Raw genomic sequence first — 22,990 nt, 5'->3', positions numbered from 1 at the left:
CCACACCCGAGCCGACCCCTCCCACGCCCGAAGCTGACCTCTTCCATGCCCGAACCGACGGAGAAATCGACAACATCATGACGGGAAGCAACGCGCGGTCCGAAGATCCTTCGGACCCGTCGACGCCGGAGACCCGCACGAACCGCTGGACCCGACGGCTACGTCGCCTCGGGTTGGCCAGCGTCATCCTGATCTCGGCCGCCACGGTCGGGGTGCTCGCGACCGGCTATTTCACCAGCTCGGACCTGACCAGCCGGGTCCACCGGGTCGGCGAGGTCTTCGCCCCGGTGGAGGCTCTCACCCGACCGGTCGGCGCCACGACGACCTCGAACGGTCGGACCATCCTCGCCATCGGCGCGGACCTGCACCGGGCTGCCGGTCCCGTCGACTCACCGTCGACCAACCGCTCCCAGCCGGACCAGACCGGGCAGTCGGGCGCGGAACAAGTCGGCGACCCGGTTGGGACGGCAGTCACAGAGCCACCCAGCAGGACAGAGGCGCCACGCGGCGCAGTGATGATGATGCGCTTCGCCCCCGACCAGAACTCCGTCTCGGTGGTGTCGATCCCGGACCGGACCGAGGTGGACGTGCCCGGACACGGAGTGGTCACCGTCGGCGCCGCGCACGCTCTCGGCGGGCCACCGCTGCTGATCCGTACGGTCGAACAGCTCTCCTCGGTTCGGATCGACCACTTCATGGTGATCGACTTCGCGGAACTCGCGGCGGCTGTGGACGTACTCGGCGGTGTCGACGTCAGCGTCGCGGCCGACGTGACCGGCCGGAACGGAACCCACTTCCGGGCCGGTGCCAACCAGCTTGACGCCGACCGAGCGCGGGCCTACCTGCGACAGCCGGACGAACTGCCAGAGGGAACGGTCGACCGGGTCGAGCGCCAGCAGAACCTGTTGCGGGCGCTGTTGACCAGGGCCGCTACCACCCGGTTCGACGTCGACGCCCTGGAGAACTACCGGCTGCTCGCCGCAGTCACCCGGGCGGTCTCCGTGGACGACCGGTTCAGCGGCGAAGAGTTGCGCGACCTTGCCCGATCGGCGGCCCTGGTGGAAGCCCGAAAAATTTGGTTCCTCACCGCCCCGCCGTCGATCGGGAACGAAGCGATCGGGTCGGAGCGCGGCTTTCGGCTTTGGCACGCCTTCGACACGGGCAGCATCGCCGGGTACGTGGCGGAGCACCCAGACGATCTGTTGCACGACACGCCCCGGTAATCGCGCAACATCCATCAAACGTCATTGATGAGGCTGAGGGTCGGAGGAAATTTCCCCCGACCCTCAGTTACCTGCCAGAGAGCTACGTAAAGATGTGTCTGCTCAGAGTTGCTCGACGGTCAGCGGCTCGTGGTCTCGCCGAAGGCTCGTTTTGGCCAACACAGCATCGACCGCCGCCGCGAGCGAGGGCGCGGGCTCGACGACCCGGAGCCGTTCGATGAGCCTACCCGGCGGGGTAAGCCACTCACCTTTCAGATAACCTGACTCGTCCATCACCTCACTGCCAGTCAAGCCGGCGAACGCGCTTATCGCGGCGATGCTGAGCACATAGGACTCGTTGGTCCGCGCGCTCGACACCGTCAGAACCATGCCCGTGTGCGGGTCGTCCTCTATCCGGGGCATGTACCTCCCGATCAGCACGAAGGCCAGCGCCGGCAGCTCGGGCACCGTCAGACGGACGTGCGTGCTGCGTGGCTCCGGCTCCCCGAAGGGATCGCGACGCCTGGTCAGCTCCTCGGTTGCGATAGGGCTGGGGCGGCTGTCCGCGAGCCGCTCCCGGTCGGCCTCCTGGACCTGGACCGATAGGCGGCCCGCCGGCCGCCCCAGCAACTCCGCGACGAGTACTTCCGTGCGTTGGGCCGCCTCCGCCAGGCTGAAGGACCGGTTTGCCCGGGTGGACCATTCAATAGCCATCACGCGGCCCCTAAGCGCATCTGCCGGCAGCGCAGTGAATCCACTTATCGCCGCTCGTCTTGACGTAGAAATCCTTCACGATCCCCTGAGTGGTGATCAGGGCGATCTTCGTCTGGGAATAGTCCAGCAGCCGATCGTAATCCACATTGGGTGCCTGAATGTAAACGATCGCGTTAGTGTAATTGGCGTTCCGTAGCTGATCTTCGGCCTTGGACAGGTGATGCAGGACCGCGCTCGGGCTCCTGCTGATCGTTCCCTTCAAACTCGTCGGTACGCCATCCATGAAACCATCGATGCCCGGCGTGTCCTTCTGCAACTGCCCGACGAACTCGTTTGCTCCGAGGTGGTCGCCAATCTCCTGCGCCTGCTCGGGCTCCGGCGGTTCCATCGCGTTCTTGGTAACCTTGCACGCCTGCGGGGCCAGTTTGACCAAACCCCGGCTACCGGTTTTCTTGCAGGCTTTCGAGCCAAACTGGTACAGCTCGCGCAGCAGGTCGGTGCCGCGCTTGCCACCCGCCAACCAGCCAGCGACCGGCGCCATGGCCAGCAGCGAGGTGATCGCCCCCTCGGTGTCACCCTGCAAGTAGGCGATGAACGCGTCCATGGCGTCGCAGGGCTCGCCGACAACCGGGATGAAGCCGCAGACCGCGAGCACGACTTGCAGGACGAGCTTGCCCTCCGCGTCATTCTTCTGGTCGTAGTACGCGACCACTCCCTCGCAGACCTCTCGGGAGCCGAACTGGATGGTGCACCAGTTCTGGTCACGGTTGAGTGCGTCCAGCAACGGGTCGTGGCACAGGCCGGAAAGGTACAGCCGCAGGTCGCACTTGGTACTGCCCGGATCGGGCTGGCCGGCGGCGCGACGCGCTTCGGCCTCCTCCCGCTGCCGGGCGATCGCGGCCTGCAACGCTTCGGTGGCCAGTTGCTGAGCCTCCGCCGCGCTCTTGCCTGCCTCCTCTGCCGACGCCTTCGCGGCTGCGGCCGACGCGGCTGCCTGCGCCGCGTAGTTCTGTGCCCGCGCGGCCGAAACGGTGGCGTTCGCGGCGGCCTGGCTCGCGGATTGCGCCGACGCCTTCGCGGACGCCGCAGCCGCCTTCGCCTGCGCGGCGGAGGCCGCCGCCGCCTGCGCCGACTGGGCTGCCGCTGCCGCCGACTGGCTCGCCTGCTGCGCGTACCCGTCGGCCTGTAAGGCCGAGGCTTCCGCCTGCAGGGCGTATGCGGCGGCCTCGGCCGCCGCGTTGCGAGCACGTGCCGCCGCCTCGGCCGCGCGGGCCGCGTCTGCGCGCGCCGTGGCCGTGACACGTGCCGCGTCGGCAATCAGCGCCTTGACCTTCGTGACGTGCGCCGTCGTCTCTTCGTCGCGCTGGCGGGCGGCGTGCATCCCCACTTGCAGGAAGTGCCGCAGCGCCGCCCTCGTGCCGGCCAGCGCGACGGTACCGGCGGCCTTGACCTCCGGGCCACCGGCCGTGATGGCCTGTCCGACCGCGATTCGATCGTCCGCTTCGGTTGCGGCGTACCGCCCCTCGCGGAGGAACTGCTCCCGCTGCGCGGGCGTACCGTTCAGCGCCGTCTGCGCGCTCTGTCGCATCGCCGGCCCGCCGGCCGACAACAACTGTCCGATCAGGATCCGGTCGTCCTGTTCCTTGCCCACGTACTCCCGGGTGGCCAGGAACTGCTCCACCTCGGCGTCCGACCCGGCGAGGGCTGCCTCGGCCGCCGTCTTGAACGCCGGCTTCGGGGCGGTGTCCGCCAGGTGACCGACAATTGCCCGGTTGTCCTGCGCCGCCGCGAGTCCGATGCCGGACCGTACGAACGCTTCGACCGCTGCCTCGGTACCGACGAGCGCGTCCTCGGCAGCCAACCGCGTCCACGAGCCGCCGGTCTGTACCAGCCGCGCCGCGATGAGTCGTCCGTTTCGTACCACCAATTCTGGTGCGGCGCCGGGCGCGGTCGCCTCGGTCAGCCACTGCCGGGTCTCGGCGTCCCGCTGGTCCTGCTCCGCCTCGTCCCAGGCGGCCTGGGTAAGGCGCTCCTGCTCCTCCGCGCGCTCGGCTTCCGCGATCAGCACGGCCTCGGCGGTCTGCGCCGCGAGCCGCTGCTCGTCGACGATCCGCGCGGCGGCCTCCACCTGAGTGGCCTGCTCGGTGGCCGCCGCCGCCGCGTCCGCCGCCGCTATCGCGTTGGTCGCGTGCAGGCTGGCCTTTTGCGCCGCGTACGCGGCATCGCCCGCATGCGCCGCAGCCTCGTCGGCCGCCGCCGCCGCGTTGTCCGCGTGGGTTGCCGCCCGGCGAGCGGCGACAGCCGCCTGCCCAGCCGCATCCGAAGCCAACCGAGCCTGCTGGGCCGAGGCGTTCGCCGCGCGCTGCGCCTCCTGAGCCTTCCGCCGGGCCTGCGCCGCCGCCCTGCGGGCCTTGGCCGCCTCGGCCTCGGACACCCCAGCCGCCCCGGCCGCCTGGTCCGCCGCGTCGGCCGCTGCGGCGGAGTTCGCCGCCGCGCTCGCCGCCGCCAGCACCGAAGCGTTCGCTGCCGAGGACGCACGCTGGGATGCCTCGGCCGCGTCGCCGGCCTTGCGTGCCTGCACCGCCGCGTCCCGGGCGACCCGGGCCGAGTCCCGCGCCTGCTGGGCCTTTGTCGCGTCACCCGCCGCTGCCGACGCGGCCGTGTTCGCCCGCGCCGCCGCGCTACCCGCCAGCGCCGCCGCCTGTGCCGCCCGGGCAGCGGCGCCCGAGGCGACCCGCGCGGCCGAGCTCGCCGCGTTCGCCGCACCAATCGCCTGCTGGGCCGCGTCCGCCGCGCGGGTGGCGGCCTTTGCCGCCCGGCTCGCCGCCGACGCCGCCTTGCCCGCCTCGCTTCCGGCTGCCGCTGCCTCGGCCGCCGCACGCTGCGCTGCGGCCTTGGCGAGGGCGGCCGACTGTACCGCCCGGTCCGAGGCTTCCTCCGCCAGAAGCGTCTCCTGGGCTGCCAACGCACCAGATTCCGCTGCGGCGCTGGCCAACTGCGAGACGGTCAACATCTCCGCATCCCGGGCCCGCGCCACGTGCTGGCCATGCAGCAGAAACTCGCGGATGTCCGCTTTGCTACCGCTCAGTGCCGTCTGGGCTGCGGCCCTGAGCGCCGGACCGCCGGTGGTAATAAGCTGCCCGACCGCGATCCGGTCGTCCAAAGCCTGAGCTTCGTAGCGTCCCTTCGACAGGAACGCGGTGATGTCGTCCTCCGTACCACTCAGCGCCGCCTGACCGGCGGCCTTGGTCCGGGCGCCGCCGACCGCGATGACCTGGCCGACCCGCACCCGCTCGTCGAGTGCCCAGGCGGTCTGCCAACCCCGGTCGAGAAAGACGACCTGGTCCTCCTCCGAGGCGGTCATGGCCGCCGTCGCCGCCTGCTTCATCGCCGGGCCGCCCAGCCCCGCGTACTCCTCGATCCGCACGAGGTCGTCGCGCCGCTGTGCTTCGGCGTACCCCGTCTCCAGGAACTCGACGACGTCCTCATCGGGGCCGACCAGGGCGACCTCGGCCTCCCGGGCGACGCTGGTGCCGCCGAGGCGCATCAGCGTCAGCACATCGTGCCGGTAGTCGGCGATGAGAGCTTGGTCCACGACCACGGTGTCGGCTACCGCCGCCGGCGGCACCGCGAGTAGACCGGCGGACATCGCCGTGGCGACGATCACCGCCACGGCGAGTCGGGTGGTGCGATACGCGTACCCGGAGCGGCGCTTTCTCGATCTCGGCATGAGTCTCCCCGTATTCGGCTGCTGTCGTCCACGAGTGGCACGCCGACGCTTGCGTGCTCTCCGGGGCCCGTCGAGTAGATGGCAGATCCGGAAATCCACGGAGGGTGTCGGCCGCTCCATCGTGGACATGAAATCGACAGACGGCAGACTACGCAAGTCGCACCGGATCCGGTAGATGAAAACCGAGACGAGTGGGTCGTGCCTCACTCTGTGAAGGTGTGGCCGCGTCAAATTCGTCATGAACACTGACTTAGGAAGCGGCATCGAAGGACGCGGGACGCTCACGGAGAGACCCCGCGCAGTAGTGACGATGCCCGGGGATGGTTATGGCGGTTCGGGTCAGGTGATGGCCCCCGGCGAGCACCCGTCGTCTTGGTCGGTCGCACCCAGCGATGCTCCCGTGCCCTTTGTCCGCCTATACCCCAGACGACCATCACCGTACGTGATTCGGCCTTGACAGCGGGCTTCGATGATCTTTATCCTCTCGATGCCCTTGATCGCCCGGCGATCTCGAGGCAGATGTTCGTCGTACGGGGGATCGGATTGTGCGACGGTCGCCACCACTCCCCGTGACCAGCAAACTGGTCGCGGGGCCGCCATCGTCCGGAGGTCTGTGGGAAATTCCTCTTGGCAGCATCCTGGGTGGACTCGTGCCCAGCAAGCCCGTCGATCCGACACACAATTCATGAAGGCGAGAACATTGGTGGGCGCGAATTTTCGGAATCTGGCAGTTATGGTGGCAGGCGGCGCGACGTTCGCGGTGATGCTGGCCGCGGGCGTTGTTGCCAAGTTTGGCGACGCGGTGAGTGCCGAAGCGAGCGGCGTCGCGGCCACAGCGGACGACGCAATGCCGTCCACGGTGGAGGACTATTCGTACCCCGGAGCCGCCCAGGTGTTGGCTGAGCGCGGCATCAAGCTTCACCGAGGGGACGGACACATCATGCTCGCCGATTGTGGTGCTGATCCCAACAACCCTCCACCCGACCTCATCCTGGTCCAGAGCTACAACCTGAACGTGCCCGGGAACCCGAACTACTGCTTCAAGGCAACCGGGTCGAGCGGCTACCTCGAGTTGGAGATCGCCCAGGCCTACTTCGTACGGGGCGAGAACGGCCGCACCATCTCGGCCAAGGTAGAGACCAAGGACGAGCCGACCGTCATCGACGTGGAGCGGGTCGATCCCGGGGAGTGGCAGCCGGTCGGCGAGAGCCAGAGCCGTGGTGAGGCGACGATCTTGGAGCTTCGGTTCCCCTACCAGTCCTGACCACACCGCTGGGCGGTGGCGAATCGCCCGCGCCCTGCGGGTTCGTGTACTCGCGCGATCCGGCGCTCGCTGTTCGCCGGCACTGTCGTTTCCACGCTCGGCGTCGCATCGTCCGCCGGGAGGTCCGGCGTGCATTCCACACGAGATCGATCAGCAGTCCGTACGTAATCTGGCTGGTACGAAACATGGGGATGGTCTTCTTGCGACACAATCGTTCGGTCTGGCGGATAGGTCCGCCGCTGGTCCTGGCACTGACAGCCGCGACCCTCACGGCGGCACCGGCGCAGGCCGTGGTGGGCACTCCCGCACCTGACAACACGTACCGGTTCGTGGTCAAGCTGTTGGTCGGCGACCCGCACGGTCCGTCCAGCCGTGGCTGTTCGGGCGCGCTGGTCGCGCCACAGTGGGTGATCACCGCGAAGTCTTGCTTCGGTGGGTCGGCAGTGGTGGCAGGCCCGCCGCCACAGGCGACGACGGCAACCGTCGGCAAGACCAACCTGGCCACCTCGCCCGGTCAGACGGTGTCGGTGCAACGGCTGGTGCCGCATCCGGACCGGGACGTGGTCCTCGCCCGGTTGACGACTGCCGTCAACGACGTCGATCCGATCAGGTTCGAGACCTACGCGCCGCGTCACGGGCAGGTGCTCCGGGTGGCCGGCTACGGCCGCACCGCCACCGAGTGGGTGCCGAACCAGTTGCAGACGGCGACGTTCACCTCAAAATCGTCGTTCGACGGCGCCACGGTCGAGATCGACGGCCGCGAGCCCGCAAACGCCAGCATCTGCAAGGGTGATGCCGGTGGACCGGCATTCCGCGAGCGAAACGGCGTCGCGGAGCTGGTGGCGGTCAACAGCACGTCGTGGCAGAACGGCTGCCTGGTCGAGACCGAGACCCGTAAGGGCGCGGTCGAGGCGCGGGTCGACGACCTGGCCGACTGGATCCGGAGCAACGTGATCGAGATGCCGTTCCACGACGGCCAGCTCTATCGCGAGGCGCCCGGGGCGATCGCGGTCATCGCCGGTGGGTCGGCGGCCTGGTTCGTCAGCATGGAGGAACTCCAGGCGATGGGCTACGGCACGAACTGGACCGACGCGCCCGCCGGTGTGTTCGGGCTGTTGCCGAGGACCCCCCGCGACGGCACCGTCATCGTCGACCGGCAGGGGTCGGTCTACCTCACGGCCGGCGGAGCGAAGATCTGGTTCGGCTCCCCATCGGAGATCACCGAGACCGGCCACGGCGGAAAACCGATCATCCCCCTGCCCGCCCACTACGTCGACGGGCTGGCCAGCACGCCGCGCGACGGCACCGTGTTCAGTAACCCGGGAGGTAGCATCTACCTGTTCGTCGGTGGGGCGAAGATCTGGTTCGGCTCCCCGGCCGAGATCGTCGAGACCGGCCACAGTGGCAAGCCGTTGACGAACCTGCCCACCCGCTACGTCCAGGACGTCACCAGCATTCCCCGCGACGGCACGCTGGTGAGCGACCCGCAGGGCAACGTCTATGTCGTCGTCGGCGGCGCGAAGATCTACTTCGCTAGTTGGGACGAGATCGTCGCGAACGGGTACGCGGACGCGCCGCTGACCGTCATCCCGACCCGGCACCTCAACGGCATGTCGACCGTCCCGGCGGACGGAACACTCGTCCGGGACCCGAACAACTCGGTCTACGTGTTCGCGGGTGGCGCGAAGATCTGGTTCAACTCCACCGAGGAAATCAACCAGGCTGGTTACGGCGGCAAGTCCCGTACCGTGATGCCGACCCGTCACCTCGGCGGCGTGCCGGACGTGCCCCGCGACGGCACGCTGATCCGCGCAGACGACGGCTCGGTCCACGTTCTGGCCGGGGGCGGTTCGTTCTCGTTCGCCTCGGTGGCCGAGCTGAGCGAGGCCGGGTACGCGAACAATCGAGTCACCGCCGTCCCGACCCGTTACCTCAGCACCCTGGTCGGGCCCCGTGACGGCACCCTCGTCCGGTCGGCCAACTCGCCGCAGATGTGGCGACTGAGCGGTGGCACCCGTACCGCGGTGACGCTCCAGGCCGGTGAGACCTTCACCGTCATCGGTACGGCCGCGCTGAACCGCATTCCGGTCGCCTGAACGACCCCGGGCGCTCACGCAACCACGTGAGCGCCCGGGACCGTCCGTGGCCCCTCAGCCGGTCAGCACCGCGACGATCGTGGTACCCGGAACGAACCGGCCCGCCGCGACCAGGGCGAAGATGCCGTACATCATCTTCGCGGGGTAGATCCGGTCCAGGGTGAGCCGGTGTCGGGCGGTGAAGTCGGCCGCGAAGGAGTCCAGCTCGGCGTTGCCCTTCGCGTAGCCACCGAAGTGGAAGTCGTACTCGACCCGCCAGTTGCCGGTCACCCGACCCACGGCCTGTTGCAGCCGCTCGACCTCGGCCGCCAGGAACTGCCCGCCCTTCAGCACCGAAAAGCCGATCGCCTCCCGGCCCGGCGACAGACCGGCGGCGATCCCGGCGAGTGTGCCGCCGGTGCCGACCGGCACGCAGATCACGTCGAACGGCTCGGTGATCTCGGCCGGGATCTCGGCGCAGCCGCGTACGGCCAGGGCGTTGCTGCCGCCCTCCGGAATCAGGTAGTGCTCGCCGAACTCCTCCCGGAGCCAGGCCAGCAGTTCCGGCGCGGTCTTGTCGCGGTAGCGACCCCGATCCAGGTACGTCAGCCGCATCCCCCGCTCCATCGCGTACGTCAACGAGGGATTCAGTGGCAGGTGCTCCTCACCCCGGATCACCCCAACCGTGTCGAACCCGAAGCACGCACCGGCTGCCGCCACCGCCCGAACGTGGTTCGAGTACGCCCCGCCGAACGTCACCAGCGTGCGAAAGCCCCGTGCCCGCGCCGCCTCCAGGTTGTACGTCAGCTTCCGCCACTTGTTACCGGGCAACTCCGGGTGGATCAGATCGTCACGCTTGAGCAGGAGCCGTACGCCGTGACCGGCGAGTCGTTCGTCCACCAACTCGGTCAACGGCGACGGCAGCCGTACCCGGATCTCGCCCTGCCACCACGCGCGGTGCGCCACCGATTCCCCCTGCCCGCCCACCCACTCACCGTAACGGAGCGCGTCCGTGCAACCTGCGCTCCAGGGCATCACGGCACGGCAGATCCAGGTGTAAGGAAGGGCCCCTTGTTATCGCTTTTGGTGGTACTGGGGGCCCTTCCTAACACGTCACCCGGTCGGCCTCACCCCGGTCGCCGACCCGTGCCGTCGAGCAGGACCAGGATTTGGCCCGGCCGATACTCCGGGTAGGGCACCCACGGCGACGCCCCCGTGCCGGTGGGCACGGGGGCGTCGGAACGACGTCGGGCGTCGGGGTGCGGTCAGTGCTGCTTCGCCAGGCCAACGAAGGCAAGCCACGCGTCCGGGCCGAAGCTGAGGGTGCCGCCGTCGCGGTCCTTGGTGTCGCGCACGAGTACGCGACCAGCCAGATTGTCGGCGACCTCGACGCACTGCCCTCCCGCGCCGTTACTGCGGCTGCTCTTGTGCCATTTGGGGGTGTTGTCTACTTGCGTCATGGCCTGCCCTTCATGAACCCGGTCGACGAATCACGCGAGAGTGCTTACCCACGCACAGAGTCCCAGACGATTACGAGAGGAGCCACCACCTCAACTTCGGACCGAACGCGGCCGGACGCCTTGCGGGGCGGCGCACAGCGTCGCTGCCCGGGATCTGGGTACAGCAACGCCCCCGTACCGGGCGGCACGGGGGCGGACGAGGTCTACTAGGACTGCTTCGCGAAGCCGACGAAGGTTCGCCATGCCTCGGTGGCGATGGTCAGCGTGCCGCCGTCGCGGTTTTTCGTGTCGCGAACGAGCACGACGCCCGCGAGGTTGTCGGCCACTTCCACGCACGCCCCGCCGTTGTTGCCACTTCTCGTGCTCTTGCGCCACCGCGCGCCCGTCACGTCCATGATGTCGCCGCTTCCCTGATCAGATCTAGGGATTGCGACCGCGAGAGGGCTTCCCCACGGATGCGTTCCCACCGTCGCTCAAGCGTAGCAACGTGGTCCGGCTGGTTAAGAACCTGTGCCTCTGCCTGGCTATCGACATGTGCGGTTCGCCCACCGTCCGGTAGCTCGGCGAGGATGAACGGCCCGCCGTGGCCTGGATACATGCCGACAGACAGGGGCACCACGTGCACCGACACCGATGGGAGCGTGGCGCACTCGGCCAGACGGCCGCACTGTTCCCGCATCAGCGCGCGGTCACCGTGCGGTGCACGACGAAGAACCAGCTCGTCAACGACTGCGATGAATAAGGGCGCCTGGTCACGGTTGAGGACTACCTGTCGCTCGATCCGGGCCGAGACGAGCTGGTCGATGGTGCTCGCGCTCAGGGTCTCGCCCGCGAGGGTTGCCCTCGCGTACCCCTCCGTCTGCAGCAGGCCCGGCACCCAGGCCAGCTCGAACCACCGCAAGGATATCGCCTCGCGCTCAATGTCTGCCCACTGCCGGAACCAGGCGGGCTCTTTGCGTTTCAGGACGTCCGGCCATAGGTCACCGACGTCCTTGTTCAATATCTGGGCGACCTGGGCACGCCGTCGGGGCTGCGGGATCCGTCCCGGCGTAATCCAGCGACCTGCCGTCTTTGGATCTACACCTGTCTGAGCTGCGAGAGATTCGGCAGTCTCCCCTGCCTCAGCCATCGCCGCCAGAAGCGCATGGTTCATCTTGCCTCCCCAATGGACGTCCGTGATATCCGACGACCATACATCAACGGAGTGTGCATGTCCGGCCACGAGGGGCAAGGTGGTTTGCGAGGAGGCGTGGCCGGTGGAGGTTCGAGCCCGGCGGCTGCGTCAGCGGGGGCGCTCCCGAGGGGGAAGGGTGGGAGCGCCCCCTCCCGCAACCGAGGAGGTGCCGTGTTGTTCGTGTTCCGTCGGTGGTGGTCCGGGTGGCCGTGGATCCTCGGGTCCGCGCTCCCGATCCCACCCGAGGCGATGCCGCCTCCGACAGGCCAAGCGTGGGCCGACAGGCGCGCGGGCAATCTGCGATGGTTTCCGCCGCTCGTCGCCCGCCGCACCCCACGGAACGGGGGCCACCATGTCCGATAGACCTTTGGTCAAGGTCGGTGATGTCTTCACGGTCGACGCCACCGCCTACATGAACGGCCACGGGCCGTTTGAGTGGTCGGACGGCTCCGACCCTCTGACACTGCGGGTCACGCACTACCCCGTACACGTCGCTCTCGGCCGTACCAACTGGGTTGCCCTGGTCGGCGTCGCGCTGGCGCCGGACGGCGACGCGGGGACGGAGTGGGTCGGCGTCATCCGCACGGCCGCACTCCCCGGCTACCGCCCGCCCCCATGCGCCTTTGGGTGTGCCCCATGTCCGCCTCTGTGAACGGGCCGGCGCCCCAGCCGCCCACACTCGCCGAGCACACGCCGATACCGGAACTCTGGATCTGCCGGATCGATGCCCACCCGTGGCCATGCGCCGACGCCCGCCTCCACCTGCTCGCGGGCTTCAAGGGCCGGACGCTCGCCCTGAACCTCTACCTCGCCCCGCTCTTCGTCGAGGCCCTTAACGACCTGTCGGCAATCGATCCGGGGTTGGGCGACCCGCCGGCACCCCGCGCGATCTTCGACCGCTTCATGGGCTGGATACCGGTGCGCAGAACGTGATGAGCGGCAAACATCCGACCCGGACGGAGAATCAGTAGCCGAGGCTGCGCTTCCCGCTGGCGGCGTGTTTCGCCGACACGCCCGGATGGGTACTGACGCCGTACCGGTGCCAGGCTCTCAGGCGAGGAGACAGCAATGCGTAGAGGTACATCGGCCGGAGCGGCCATCCTTGTCATCTGGTTGATCATCGGCGCGATTGCGGCGGGACAGCGCGGCTACTTCAACAACGACAACGAAAGCTGCGCCGAGGCCGGTACGACGATCGTGACGATCATTGCCGGCCCGCTGAATTACGTCGGGCTGAACCCAAAGGTCAACTGCGAGGTACCGCAGCCGTCCAGGTGACGGACCTCCAACCAGGCGCACCGGCCAGCGGGCCGGCACACGGGAGCCCCGCCCGTGTGCCGGCCCGCTGGCCGGTTGGGTTCCGACGCCACGGGTTGGCCCGCTGGCCAACTGGGTTCCGACGCCATGGCTTGGCTCGCTGGAAGGCCGCGCTGACATTTGTCACGGATGAGCGTGCGTACGGCATGGGCGGTGATGACTTAGCGCACTAGAGCCGTCACGGTCCCGTACACGAGACTCGAAGCGTTGATCGAGTCTTGGATCCGGATGCGGGTCCACCGGAGGAGTCGCCGACGATGGACGAACGCTACGACGCGTACTGCGCCGCCGACCCGCTCTTCTACGACTCCGTCGCCACCACCAGCGCCCCGACCACCGAATTCGCCGTGGCCGCCCGTTCCGTGCCGGCGGGTTGGCAACGCGAACCGAAGGACGACTGGTTTGTCTACGGTCCCGCCGACGCGGCCCTACCGCCGCAGGGCTGGAAGGTCCACCTGTCCGCGTGCCTGGAGAACGCCGACCGGGTGCTCGGGACGGCCTGGGACTACTGCGTGGCGCGCGGACTGTCGTTCAAGTTCCTCCGTGGCCCGCGCCTGCTCCTGCTCCGCAACGCCAAGTACGCCCCGCGCGGTTCCAGCGGCAAGTTTGTCACCATCTACCCCCGTGACGAAGCCGAGCTGGAGCTGGCCTGCAAGGAACTGGACGAACTACTCACCGGCGAGGCCGGGCCGTACATCCTGAGCGACCTGCGCTACGGCGCCGGCCCGGTCTTCGTACGCTACGGCGGCTTCGCCGCGCGGTACTGCCTCTCGCCGCACGGGCAGGTGGTGCCGGCGATCGCGGATGCCGACGGAACGCTGGTGCCGGACCGCCGCGAGCCGGTGCTGCACGTGCCGGACTGGGTGACGTTGCCGGACTTCCTCACCCCGCATCTCGCCGCCCGCAACGCCACCACCACCAACGAGCTGCCGTACCGGATCGAACGGGTGATCCACTTCTCGAACGGCGGTGGGCTCTACGTCGGGCGTGACCTGCGCACCGATGCCCCGGTGGTGTTGAAGGAGGCTCGCCCGTACGCGGGTCTGGACGCGACCGGCGCGGACGCGGTGACCCGGCTGGCCCGGGAGGCGGAGATGCTGCGCCGGCTGGCCGACGTCCCGGGCCTGCCCCGGGTGCACGACGAGTTCGGCCTCGGTGAGCACCGGTTCCTGGCGCTCGGGTTCGTCGAGGGTCGTGCGCTGAACAAGGTCCTGGTCGAGCGCTACCCGTTGATCGACGCCGACGCGGACGCCGACCGGCTCGCCGGGTACGTGACCTGGGCGCAGGACGTGTACCGGCAGGTCGAGGCGACCATCGAGGCGATCCACGAGCGCGGTGTGGTCTACGGCGACCTGCACCTGTTCAACGTCATGATCGATGCTGAGGACCGGGTGACACTGGTCGACTTCGAGGTGGCCGCGCCGATCGGCGAGACCACGCGGCCGGGACTGCGCAACCAGGGCTTCGCCGCGCCACGCGACCGGGCCGGGTTCGCCGTCGACCGGTACGCGCTGGCCTGCCTGCGGCTGGCGCTGTTCCTGCCGTTGACCTCGCTCGTCCGGCTCGCCCCGGCCAAGGCCCGGCACCTCGCCGACATCATCGCCGCTCACTTCCCGGTCTCCGGGCCATGGCTCGACGCGGCCGTCGACGAGATAACCGGCCCGGTCGAGCCCCTTCCCGCCCACGACCGCCACCCGCTGGACAGCACCGACGGCGGTGGTGACCCGGCGGGCTTCCGGCCCGACCCGACCGGCTGGCCAGGGTTGCGGGAGCAGCTTGCCGGCGCGATCCTGGCCAGCGCCACCCCGGACCGAGCGGACCGACTCTTTCCCGGCGACATCGAGCAGTTCAGGTCGGGCGGCCTCAACCTGGCCCACGGTGCGGCCGGTGTGCTGTACGCGCTCGCGGTCAGCGGCGCCGGCCGCTACCCCGAACACGAGACCTGGCTGGTCGAACGAGCCCTTGACCCGCCCTCCGGCAGCCGCTGTGGTTTCTACGACGGGCTGCACGGGGTGGCGTACGCGCTGGAGCATCTCGGTCACCGCCAGCGGGCGTTGGACGTACTCGACATCTGTCTGGGTGAGCCGTGGACACGACTCGGTCACGACCTGGCCGGTGGACTTTCCGGGATCGCGCTCAACCTGGCCGAACTGGCCGAGCGGACCGGTGAGCCGACGCTCTGGGATGCCGCGTGGCAGGCCGCCGACCTGGTCACGCGACGGATTGGCGAAGCCGACACCGACACCGACACCGGGACCGGCACGGGGAGCAGTGGCGGCCGACAGCCGTACGCGGGGCTGACCCGTGGCCTGTCGGGGCCGGCGTTGATGTTCCTGCGCCTGTACGAGATCTCCGGCGACCCGACCCTGCTCGACCTCGCCGGCACCGCGCTGCGCCAGGACCTGCGGCGTTGCGTGATCCGCTCGGACGGGGCGATGGAGGTGGACGAGGGCTGGCGGACGATGCCGTACCTGGCCCACGGCAGCGTCGGCATCGGGCTCGTGCTGGACCAGTATCTGCGACACCGCCCGGACGAGGAACTCGCCCGAGCCGCCACGGCGATCCGCCGGGCCGCCCGGTCGCCCCTCTACGTCCAGTCCGGCCTCTTCGCCGGCCGGGCCGGGATCGTCGTCTACCTCGCCGCCCGGATCGCAGCGACGACGCCGGAGACGGCGGGATACGACTCGGTGGGACCCGACTCGGTGGGATACGGCGCGGCGGGATCCGGGCCGGGGGCGGCGGGGGACGACCGGTCGGAGTTGGACGGTCAACTCCGACGGCTGTCCTGGCACGCGATGCCGTACCGGGGGCGCCTCGCGTTTCCCGGTGAGCAGTTGCTGCGCCTGTCGATGGACCTCGCCACCGGCACGGCCGGGGTGTTGCTCGCCATCGCCTCGGCCCGGTCGACGCAGCCGGTGTCGCTGCCGTTCCTGCGCCCCTGGCGCCCACCGTCGCCGACTTCACCCGGCGGGCACCACCCGAAGCTCCCTCGCGTCCGCGGGGGCGAACAACCGATCGAACCGAAATGAGGTGGCACGACATGGCGCTTCTGGACCTGCAGGGCCTGGAACTGACCGCGGCCGAGCTCAAGGGCGGCGACCCGGGTGGAAGCCGGGCGAGCCTGCTGCTCTGCGGCGACAGCTCGCTGTCCCTGGTGACCTGCAACTGACCGGGTCGTAACCGGGCCCTGGGTGGGGCCGCAGATACCCCACCCAGGGTTGTTGTCCTGGTCGGCGGGGTCAGATCCAGCCGGCGTCGTGGGCCTTGCGCACCGCCTCGATCCGGGTGCGCGCGCCGGCCTTGGTCGCGATCCGGGACAGATGATTGCGTACGGTCCCCGGTGACAGGCCGACCCGGGCGGCGATCTCGACCACCGGTGACCCGTCGGCGGCGATCTCCAGGACCTCGGTCTCCCGGGCGGTCAACGGACTCTCCGTGCTGAGCGCCGCCGCGACCAGTTCGGCGTCGACCACCGGCTCGCCACGGGCCAGCCGGCGCACCCCGTCGACCACCCGCTGTGGCGGCACGTCGTTGCCGAGGAAGCCGACGGTCCGGCTCCGGCTGTGCAGCGCGCCGCCGAGCGTACGGGGCCGGCGACTGTCGACCAGGACCAGCACCGGACAGGGGTGGTCGTAGCGTCGCTCTGTCTCGGCCGCCCGGCTCGGCCCGTAGAACCCGGAGTCGACCACCGCCACGTCGGGGCGGCTCGACCGGATGGCGGGCTCGACCTGCTCGATCCGGTCGAGTTCGGCGACGACGTCGATGTCGTCCTCAACGGTCAGTACAAAGGCGAGCGCGCCACGGACGAGCGCGCCGTCGAGAGCCAGCAGTGTGCGGATCAATCTATCGTCGCCTCTTCCGGGTTCGACAGAGTCACCATATGTAGGGATTTAAACACGGGACTCCGTCCGCCGCCCGGTGGCACGACGATCCGTCGTACGGAGCCACCCGTCGCGCGGCATGCAGAGCCACCGTCGCGCAACGCTCAGAGCCACCCGTCGCGCTGCGCCCGGCGGACCGCTTCCAACCGGTTACGGGCACCGGTCTTGCGCAGGATCACCGTCAGATGGTTGCGCACCGTCCCGTACGCCAGGTAGAGCCGGCAGGCGATCTCCCGCACCGGCAGACCCTCCGCCGCCGCCCGCAGTACCTCCCGCTCCCGTTCGGTGAGCGGTCCGACCGGTGGGCTCAGCGCCGCCACCGCCGTGGCCGGGTCGATCACCCGCTCCCCCGCCGCCACCAGTCGGACCAGCCGGAGCAGTTCGGCCGGCGGGAGGTCCTTGTCGACAAATCCGCGTACGCCCGCAGCCAGCGCGGCCTGGAGGGTCTGCGGGCAGCGCCGGGTGGTCAGCACCAGCACCGCGCTGCCCCGCGCCCGTTGACCGAGTTGCCGCAGCACGGGCAGCGGGTCGAGCCCGGTCAGCTCGATGTCGATCAGTACGACGTCCGGCCGCTCACGCCGGACGACGGCGACGAGGTCGGCGCGGGGCGCCAGGTCGGCGACCACCTCCAGGTCGCCCTCGCTGGCGAGCAGCATCCGCAGAGCACCCCGGAGCAGCCCGATCTCCTCGACGATCAGCACGCGGATCACGAAGCCTCCCGATCTCGCTGCCGGCCGGGCGATGATCCTCGTACGGATTGAACCGCTCGACATCGTAACGGCACGTCACGAGTCCCGCACGTTACGCAAGCTGTCCCGATCGAGCGGAAGCGCTGTTCGGTGGTGGTGGTTATCTTGTGCGGATGCCGCCCACCGGTCTCCCCGTGCCGCCGATCGTGCAGTTCCACAGCCGACCGGAGACTGTGGATCTTGCTTGGGGCCATCCCGACCCGGCGAGCCTGCCGATGGCGGAGTGGACCGACGCGTACGCCGGGGCGTTGCGACGGTACGGCGGCTCCGCGCTGACGTACGGCTACGCGAACGGGCCCGGCCCACTAATCGAGTGGCTGGCCGAGCGCCTGGGACACACCGACGGGCGGGCACCCGACCTCGATCAGATCTTCGTGACCGCGGGCGCGTCACACGGGTTGGAGCTGGTCGCCGCGCTGCTCTGCGGTCGCGGGGACACGGTGTTGGTCGACGCGCCCACCTACCACCTGGCGTTCCGGATGCTCGCCGACCACGGTGTGACCCTGCTGCCGGCGCCGTCGGACCCCGACGGGATCGATCCCTCGGCAACCGGTGAGCTGGTGCAGCGGCTGCGCCGGGAGGGGCACCGGGTGCCGCTGCTGTATCTCGTGCCGACCTTCGGCAACCCGACCGGGCGTTCGCTGGCCGGGCCACGCCGAGCGGAGCTGGTCGCGGTGGCCGAGCGGACCGGGCTGGTCCTGGTCGAGGACGACACCTACCGGGAGCTCGGCTACGACGGGCCGGCACCGCCGTCGCTGTACAGCCTGGCCGGGGACGGGGTGGTGGTCCGGCTCGGCTCGTTCTCCAAGACCGTGGCGCCGGGGCTCCGGCTCGGCTGGCTGACCGCCGCGCCGCCGCTGGTCGCCGCGCTCGCCCGGCGCGGTTACGTCGACAGCGGCGGCGGGGTCAACCACGCCACCGCGCTGGCGATGGCGGAGTTCGCCCGGCTCGGGTCGTACGAGCGGCACCTCGCATCGGTTCGGCTCCGCTATCGCGAGCAGCGAGACGCGCTGGTCGCGGCCGTGCGGCAGCACCTGCCGGAGGTCACGTTCGCCGTCCCGTCCGGCGGCTGGTTCCTCTGGCTGCGGCTACCGGGTCCGGTCACCGCCTCGGCGCTGCTGCCGTACGCGGAGACAGACGGGGTGTCGTACCTGCCCGGCACGCACTTCTTCGTGACCGACTCCGGGGACGAGTATGTCCGGCTGTCGTACTCCCTGTTCGGGCCGGAGACCCTGGTCGAGGGGGTGCGTCGGCTGGCCCGCGCCATGGCCCGGTCCGGCGACCCGGTTAGACGGGGCACCGACGCCCGGAGCTGACCGGGCTCAGCCGAGGGTGTCCGAGCCCGCACCCGTCGACTCCGGGTCCGGCGACCCGCTGAGGGTCGGGTCGGGGGTCGGCGACGTGCTCGGGGTCGGGGTTGGGGTCGGTTCCACGGTGGGTGAGGTGGACGGCGACGGGGTGGTGCTCGGCGTCGCGGACGGGCTGCCGGTCGGGGAGCTGCTGACCGGCGGGGTCCGCGTCGGCGTCTGCGTCGGGCCGCCGGAGGCGGGGTTGTGCGGGGTCTTCACCGGGCGGGGACCTCCACCGGTGCCGTACGGCCTCGGGTTCGGGTTCGGCACGAGACCCGGGGGCGTGATCGACTGCGCGGCTCCGCCACCGCCGCTGCTGCCCGGCGCCGACGGGGTGACCAGGGTGCTCTCGACCGAGGTCGGGGTCATCGTCGTGGTGATGCCGGTCGGGCTGACCGAGGTCGGGTCGCCGTTCGGCGTGTTCGCGAGACCGGCCGGCGCGGCGGCGCCGATGTTCTGGACCGTCCGGCCACCGGGACGGACCGGGGTCCGCTGCGGCCCCGGGATGTCGACGGCGGTGAGCGCGACGCCGAGCCCGGCGCTGCCGACGAGGATGGCCGCGAGCACCCCGATCGCCGGCCGGGACGGGGGCGGTTGCGGACGACGGTGGGCAGGCACGAGGACTCCCGTACGGGTGGGCGGTGAAAGCCGTGGTCAGTGGAGCGGACCTGACCCTGCCCGGTACCCGCACCGGCACGCAACGGCATCAGGTCCCCCTGTGGCTGATGTCATAGCCAATCAGCATCAGGCCGGCAATACGAGCATCAGACGGATATGCCGGACTAGCAGATTTTCACAGGCGGTTGGTCGGAATCTTTATCCTCGCGTCGCCGCTCGAAGCGACCCGACTCCCGGTCGTCGTGCCAGGGTGAACCCATGACCACCCTGGCCCAACTCCGCAAGACCGCCCTCTCCCTGCCGGAGACGGCCGAGCAGGGCGTCCGCGACGGCACGGTCGTGTTCAGCGTTCGCGACAAGCCGTTCGCCTCGACGAGCGACGACAACCACGTGCGGCTCCATTTACCGGAAGCGGAGGCCGACAGGGTCCTCGCCGAGCACCCGACCGCCGAGTGGTTGACCCACGGCACGGCACGGATCGGCGTACGTGTCCCACTCCGGGACATCAACGGCCAGCAACTCAACCACTGGGTCCGGCGGGCCTGGCTCGCGCGCGCACCGAAGCGGCTCGCGGCACAACTGGCCGCCGCCGACACCTCGGCCCCCGGTGCGGTCGGCGACCTGCCCAGGACGATCGGAGGGCCCGCCACCAGGGCGCTGGCCAGCGCCGGCATCACCACACTCGCCCAGGTCGGCGAGCTGACCGAGGCGCAACTGCTGGCGATGCACGGTGTCGGTCCGAAGGCCGTACGCATCCTGAACGAGGCCCTCGGCGCCAGCGAAGGTCCCGCCGAGCGCTGAATTAGGATCGTGGCGACGACCGAGTTCATGATCAGGCCCGGCGGCCGACCCACACCTGGCGCCGAGCGAGTGGTACGGGAAGAGATGTCAGCGATGGATACCACCGAATACGACCTCATCGTGCTGGGCGCCGGTCCGGTCGGCGAGAATGTCGCCGACCGCGCCGTCCGGGGCGGCCTGACCACCGTGCTCGTCGAGCACGAACTCGTCGGCGGCGAGTGTTCCTACTGGGCCTGCATGCCCTCCAAGGCGCTGCTCCGCTCGGCCCAGGTGCTGCGCGCCGCCCGGCAGGTGCCCGGCGCCGCCCAGGCCGTCACCGGCGCGCTGGACGTGCAGGCCGTGCTCAACCGGCGCGACTCGTTCACCAACAACTGGTCCGACGAGGGTCAGGTGCAGTGGGTCGAGGGGGCGGGGATCTCCCTCGTACGCGGCCACGGCCGGATCAGTGGGCCGAAGCGGGTCACGGTCACCGGGCCGGACGGGACGACCACCGTGCTCACCGCACGTCACGCGGTTGCCGTGGCCACCGGTTCGGATGCCTTCATTCCCGGCATCGCGGGGCTGGACGAGGCCGACCCGTGGACGAGCCGGGAGGCGACCAGCGCGAAGACCGTACCCGAGAGTCTTGTCGTGATCGGCGGAGGTGTCGTCGCCGCCGAGATGGCGACCGCGTACGCGAGCTTCGGCACCACGGTCACGGTGATCGTGCGCGGTCGGCTGCTGCCCGGGGCCGAGCCGTTCGCCGGTGAGCTGGTCGCCAAGGCACTGCGCGAGCAGGGGGTCACCGTACTGCTCGACACGGAGACGACCCGGGTGGTCCGGGACGGCGCCCACGTCACGGTAGAGACCAGCGGCGGGGCGACGATCACCGCCGAAGAGGTCCTGGTCGCGACCGGTCGTACCCCGCGCACCACCGACCTCGGCCTGGACTCCATCGGCCTGACCCCGGGTGAGTGGCTGCGCACCGACGACACGATGCTCGTGCCGGGCTTCGACTGGCTCTACGCCGTCGGTGACGTCAACCGCCGTGCCCTCCTGACCCACCAGGGCAAGTACCAGGCTCGGGCGGTCGGCGACGTGATCGCGGCCCGCGCGGCCGGGGCAGCCGTCTCCGACGCCCCGTGGGGGACGCACGTGGCGACCGCCGATCACCGGGCGGTGCCGCAGGTGACCTTCACCGATCCCGAGGTGGCCTCGGTGGGCCTCACCGCGCAGGCCGCGCGCGACGCCGGTTTCCAGGTGCGGGTGGTCGACTACGAGATCGGCAACGTCGCGGGCGCGAGCGTGCACGCCGACGGCTACACCGGCACCGCTCGGATGGTCGTGGACGAGGAGCGCAAGGTCCTGCTCGGGGTGACCTTCGTCGGCCCCGAGGTGAGCGAACTGCTGCACGCTGCGACGATCGCGGTGGTCGGCGAGGTCCCGATCGACCGGCTGTGGCACGCCGTGCCCTCGTACCCCACGGTCAGCGAGGTCTGGCTGCGGCTGTTGGAGGCGTACGGGCGCCCGACCGCGTAGCCGTCCCGGGGCGTCAAGGGCGGCTGACGCACCCCGGTCGGGTCCCGGCCGCCCGCCACCGAACTGGGCGACCGGGACCCGACCGGACGTCCTCGGTACGTCCACGAGCCGACGCCGGACGAGGGCCCGGCCGACTCCTTCTCAGGAGCGGCGGACGGTGAACAGGTCACCGGGTTGGCAGTCGAGTTCCTGGCAGAGTGCGGTCAGGGTGCTGAACCGGATCGCCCGTGCCCGTCCGTTCTTCAGCACGGAGAGGTTGGCGAGGGTCAGGCCGACCCGGTCGGCCAGCTCGGTCAGGGTGAGGCCGCGTTCGGCCAGGAGCTTGTCCAGGTGGACATCGACGCGGTGCTCGTCCTCGGGCGGCATCAGATGACCGTCTCCAGTTCGGTCCGCATCGCCGACCCGCGCTTGAGGATTTCGGCGATCGCGAGGAACCCGAAGCCGACCAGTAGGAACAGCACGATCCGGGTCAGGTTCAGGGTGGCCGACCAGCCGCCGTCCGTGGTGACCCGCGCGGTCAGCCCGAGCGACGCGACCGTCTGGGCGGCCTGCGTAAGGATGCCGCCGACGATGGCGACCCAACCGATGAGCCGCAACCGCCGGACGGTGCCGTCGGTGAACGGGTCCGCGCGGCGGGCACGGCGCAGCGCGGCCCAGAGCAGGGCCAGCACCGCCGCGACCAGGGTCAGCGTCGGCAGCGTGGTCAGCAGGTACATCGCCGCCTGGCCCGGCGTGGGGTCGGCGACGAGCACGTCGACCTCACCGTCGACGACCGCGCCGGCCCGGAGGCCCCCGGAGGCACCGGCCACCCCCGTCACCGCCTCCACCGGCACCTGCGCGACCACGGGGCCGCCGCTGGCGAACGTGACGATGTGGAACACGACGGCCCCGGCCTGGACGGTCAGCGCCAGCGCGACGAGTCCTTGCAACTCGGCGAGCCAGTCAGGGTGGCGAATGCTCATGACACCTCCCACTTATCGATTAACGATATCTCGATAATCGATAAGGACCCGGCATGTTGTCAAGTGACGTAACCACCCGCGACGACCGCCGAACGCGCCGCTCGGTGGCGCCGCCGGCAGCCGGAGACACGAGGCTGTCCGGTTGTCACGTGGCGTTCAGGGTCGTCCCGGGAATC

21 protein-coding genes are annotated in these 22,990 nt (G+C 70.1%); 10 read left to right on the top strand and 11 right to left on the bottom strand.

What is annotated here, in order from left to right; all coding sequences use genetic code 11:
• Positions 1–77 precede the first annotated feature (77 nt).
• Complete coding sequence (locus tag ACI2K4_RS03655; protein ID WP_404508428.1) at positions 78–1,223, top strand: LCP family protein; 1,146 nt, start codon at positions 78–80, stop codon at positions 1,221–1,223.
• Positions 1,224–1,325: 102 nt separating this feature from the next.
• Here the strand turns inward: ACI2K4_RS03655 and ACI2K4_RS03650 are convergent, their stop codons facing one another.
• Together ACI2K4_RS03650 and ACI2K4_RS03645 are read right to left on the bottom strand one after the other, a co-directional pair.
• Positions 1,326–1,916, bottom strand: coding sequence for a hypothetical protein (locus ACI2K4_RS03650; protein ID WP_404508427.1), 591 nt, complete (start codon positions 1,914–1,916; stop codon positions 1,326–1,328).
• A gap of 10 nt (positions 1,917–1,926) precedes the next feature.
• Positions 1,927–5,589 carry an ALF repeat-containing protein gene (locus ACI2K4_RS03645; RefSeq protein WP_404508425.1) on the bottom strand — a complete coding sequence of 1,221 codons (3,663 nt, stop codon included), beginning with the start codon at positions 5,587–5,589 and terminating at the stop codon, positions 1,927–1,929.
• Between the two features lie 742 nt (positions 5,590–6,331).
• Between ACI2K4_RS03645 and ACI2K4_RS03640 the strand changes: the two genes are divergently transcribed.
• A complete protein-coding gene (locus tag ACI2K4_RS03640) occupies positions 6,332–6,910 on the top strand; it encodes a hypothetical protein (RefSeq protein WP_404508423.1) in 579 nt (192 codons plus the stop codon).
• 200 nt (positions 6,911–7,110) lie between these two features.
• A complete protein-coding gene (locus tag ACI2K4_RS03635; protein WP_404508422.1) occupies positions 7,111–9,006 on the top strand; it encodes a S1 family peptidase in 1,896 nt (631 codons plus the stop codon).
• A 54-nt stretch (positions 9,007–9,060) separates the two neighbouring features.
• Here ACI2K4_RS03635 and ACI2K4_RS03630 read toward each other — a convergent pair whose 3' ends face one another.
• The 4 genes from ACI2K4_RS03630 to ACI2K4_RS03615 all read right to left on the bottom strand — a co-directional run bounded on the left by ACI2K4_RS03630 (position 9,061) and on the right by ACI2K4_RS03615 (position 11,598).
• Positions 9,061–9,972, bottom strand: a complete 912-nt coding sequence (locus ACI2K4_RS03630) for a 1-aminocyclopropane-1-carboxylate deaminase/D-cysteine desulfhydrase (protein WP_404508421.1) — start codon at positions 9,970–9,972, stop codon at positions 9,061–9,063.
• Between the two features lie 278 nt (positions 9,973–10,250).
• A complete protein-coding gene (locus ACI2K4_RS03625) occupies positions 10,251–10,445 on the bottom strand; it encodes a DUF397 domain-containing protein (RefSeq protein WP_404508419.1) in 195 nt (64 codons plus the stop codon).
• 206 nt (positions 10,446–10,651) lie between these two features.
• Positions 10,652–10,834, bottom strand: a complete 183-nt coding sequence (locus ACI2K4_RS03620) for a DUF397 domain-containing protein (RefSeq protein ID WP_404509170.1) — start codon at positions 10,832–10,834, stop codon at positions 10,652–10,654.
• Complete coding sequence (locus ACI2K4_RS03615; protein WP_404508418.1) at positions 10,831–11,598, bottom strand: DUF5753 domain-containing protein; 768 nt, start codon at positions 11,596–11,598, stop codon at positions 10,831–10,833. Before ACI2K4_RS03615 ends, ACI2K4_RS03620 begins: the two co-directional genes overlap by 4 nt.
• Positions 11,599–12,255: 657 nt before the next feature.
• Here ACI2K4_RS03615 and ACI2K4_RS03610 point away from each other — a divergent pair.
• The 4 genes from ACI2K4_RS03610 (at position 12,256) to ACI2K4_RS03595 (ending at position 16,105) form a co-directional block, all read left to right on the top strand.
• Positions 12,256–12,552: a hypothetical protein gene (locus ACI2K4_RS03610; protein WP_404508417.1), complete on the top strand. Its 297-nt coding sequence runs from the start codon at positions 12,256–12,258 to the stop codon at positions 12,550–12,552.
• A 135-nt stretch (positions 12,553–12,687) separates the two neighbouring features.
• Positions 12,688–12,897: a hypothetical protein gene (locus tag ACI2K4_RS03605; protein ID WP_404508415.1), complete on the top strand. Its 210-nt coding sequence runs from the start codon at positions 12,688–12,690 to the stop codon at positions 12,895–12,897.
• A 296-nt stretch (positions 12,898–13,193) separates the two neighbouring features.
• Positions 13,194–15,965 (top strand): class III lanthionine synthetase LanKC, encoded by a 2,772-nt coding sequence (gene lanKC / locus ACI2K4_RS03600; RefSeq protein WP_404508413.1) that lies wholly within the window; start codon positions 13,194–13,196, stop codon positions 15,963–15,965.
• 11 nt (positions 15,966–15,976) lie between these two features.
• Positions 15,977–16,105 (top strand): SapB/AmfS family lanthipeptide, encoded by a 129-nt coding sequence (locus tag ACI2K4_RS03595; RefSeq protein ID WP_121153817.1) that lies wholly within the window; start codon positions 15,977–15,979, stop codon positions 16,103–16,105.
• 70 nt (positions 16,106–16,175) lie between these two features.
• On the opposite strand, the gene ACI2K4_RS03590 is transcribed toward ACI2K4_RS03595, so the two are convergent.
• Together ACI2K4_RS03590 and ACI2K4_RS03585 are read right to left on the bottom strand one after the other, a co-directional pair.
• Positions 16,176–16,778, bottom strand: a complete 603-nt coding sequence (locus tag ACI2K4_RS03590) for a response regulator transcription factor (protein WP_404508411.1) — start codon at positions 16,776–16,778, stop codon at positions 16,176–16,178.
• 143 nt (positions 16,779–16,921) lie between these two features.
• Positions 16,922–17,527, bottom strand: a complete 606-nt coding sequence (locus tag ACI2K4_RS03585) for a response regulator (protein ID WP_404508410.1) — start codon at positions 17,525–17,527, stop codon at positions 16,922–16,924.
• A 152-nt stretch (positions 17,528–17,679) separates the two neighbouring features.
• Here ACI2K4_RS03585 and ACI2K4_RS03580 point away from each other — a divergent pair, with 152 nt between their 5' ends.
• Positions 17,680–18,882 (top strand): PLP-dependent aminotransferase family protein, encoded by a 1,203-nt coding sequence (locus tag ACI2K4_RS03580; protein ID WP_404508409.1) that lies wholly within the window; start codon positions 17,680–17,682, stop codon positions 18,880–18,882.
• A 6-nt stretch (positions 18,883–18,888) separates the two neighbouring features.
• Here ACI2K4_RS03580 and ACI2K4_RS03575 read toward each other — a convergent pair whose 3' ends face one another.
• Complete coding sequence (locus tag ACI2K4_RS03575) at positions 18,889–19,533, bottom strand: hypothetical protein (RefSeq protein ID WP_404508407.1); 645 nt, start codon at positions 19,531–19,533, stop codon at positions 18,889–18,891.
• A gap of 258 nt (positions 19,534–19,791) precedes the next feature.
• Here ACI2K4_RS03575 and ACI2K4_RS03570 point away from each other — a divergent pair, with 258 nt between their 5' ends.
• On the top strand, positions 19,792–20,334 hold the full coding sequence (locus ACI2K4_RS03570) for a hypothetical protein (protein WP_404508406.1): 543 nt from the start codon (positions 19,792–19,794) through the stop codon (positions 20,332–20,334).
• Positions 20,335–20,427: 93 nt separating this feature from the next.
• Positions 20,428–21,852 carry a dihydrolipoyl dehydrogenase family protein gene (locus ACI2K4_RS03565; RefSeq protein ID WP_404508405.1) on the top strand — a complete coding sequence of 475 codons (1,425 nt, stop codon included), beginning with the start codon at positions 20,428–20,430 and terminating at the stop codon, positions 21,850–21,852.
• 141 nt (positions 21,853–21,993) lie between these two features.
• On the opposite strand, the gene ACI2K4_RS03560 is transcribed toward ACI2K4_RS03565, so the two are convergent.
• Positions 21,994–22,218, bottom strand: a complete 225-nt coding sequence (locus ACI2K4_RS03560) for a helix-turn-helix domain-containing protein (protein WP_404508404.1) — start codon at positions 22,216–22,218, stop codon at positions 21,994–21,996.
• The gene (locus tag ACI2K4_RS03555; RefSeq protein WP_404508403.1) at positions 22,218–22,814 is read right to left on the bottom strand and encodes a DUF2975 domain-containing protein; all 597 of its coding nucleotides are present in this window, start codon (positions 22,812–22,814) and stop codon (positions 22,218–22,220) included. The genes ACI2K4_RS03560 and ACI2K4_RS03555 overlap by 1 nt, the downstream gene beginning before the upstream one ends.
• Positions 22,815–22,990: the final 176 nt, after the last annotated feature.

It is taken from the genome of Micromonospora sp. NPDC050397 (genome assembly GCF_044901685.1).
Taxonomy (GTDB): Bacteria; Actinomycetota; Actinomycetes; order Mycobacteriales; family Micromonosporaceae; genus Micromonospora_G.
The sequence above is the reverse complement of the archived record's forward strand: the minus strand, read 5'-3'. Positions and strand labels throughout refer to the sequence as shown.

What these genes read in the sequence shown, in the direction of transcription:
- lanKC (WP_404508413.1), top strand. Translation starts at nt 13,194, where the DNA reads ATGGACGAACGCTACGACGCGTACTGCGCCGCCGACCCGCTCTTCTAC.
- ACI2K4_RS03565 (WP_404508405.1), top strand. Translation starts at nt 20,428, where the DNA reads ATGGATACCACCGAATACGACCTCATCGTGCTGGGCGCCGGTCCGGTC.
- ACI2K4_RS03615 (WP_404508418.1), bottom strand. Translation starts at nt 11,598, where the DNA reads ATGAACCATGCGCTTCTGGCGGCGATGGCTGAGGCAGGGGAGACTGCC.
- ACI2K4_RS03610 (WP_404508417.1), top strand. Translation starts at nt 12,256, where the DNA reads ATGTCCGCCTCTGTGAACGGGCCGGCGCCCCAGCCGCCCACACTCGCC.
- ACI2K4_RS03650 (WP_404508427.1), bottom strand. Translation starts at nt 1,916, where the DNA reads ATGGCTATTGAATGGTCCACCCGGGCAAACCGGTCCTTCAGCCTGGCG.
- ACI2K4_RS03555 (WP_404508403.1), bottom strand. Translation starts at nt 22,814, where the DNA reads ATGAGCATTCGCCACCCTGACTGGCTCGCCGAGTTGCAAGGACTCGTC.
- ACI2K4_RS03595 (WP_121153817.1), top strand. Translation starts at nt 15,977, where the DNA reads ATGGCGCTTCTGGACCTGCAGGGCCTGGAACTGACCGCGGCCGAGCTC.
- ACI2K4_RS03560 (WP_404508404.1), bottom strand. Translation starts at nt 22,218, where the DNA reads ATGCCGCCCGAGGACGAGCACCGCGTCGATGTCCACCTGGACAAGCTC.
- ACI2K4_RS03625 (WP_404508419.1), bottom strand. Translation starts at nt 10,445, where the DNA reads ATGACGCAAGTAGACAACACCCCCAAATGGCACAAGAGCAGCCGCAGT.
- ACI2K4_RS03580 (WP_404508409.1), top strand. Translation starts at nt 17,680, where the DNA reads ATGCCGCCCACCGGTCTCCCCGTGCCGCCGATCGTGCAGTTCCACAGC.
- ACI2K4_RS03605 (WP_404508415.1), top strand. Translation starts at nt 12,688, where the DNA reads ATGCGTAGAGGTACATCGGCCGGAGCGGCCATCCTTGTCATCTGGTTG.
- ACI2K4_RS03655 (WP_404508428.1), top strand. Translation starts at nt 78, where the DNA reads ATGACGGGAAGCAACGCGCGGTCCGAAGATCCTTCGGACCCGTCGACG.
- ACI2K4_RS03640 (WP_404508423.1), top strand. Translation starts at nt 6,332, where the DNA reads ATGAAGGCGAGAACATTGGTGGGCGCGAATTTTCGGAATCTGGCAGTT.
- ACI2K4_RS03570 (WP_404508406.1), top strand. Translation starts at nt 19,792, where the DNA reads ATGACCACCCTGGCCCAACTCCGCAAGACCGCCCTCTCCCTGCCGGAG.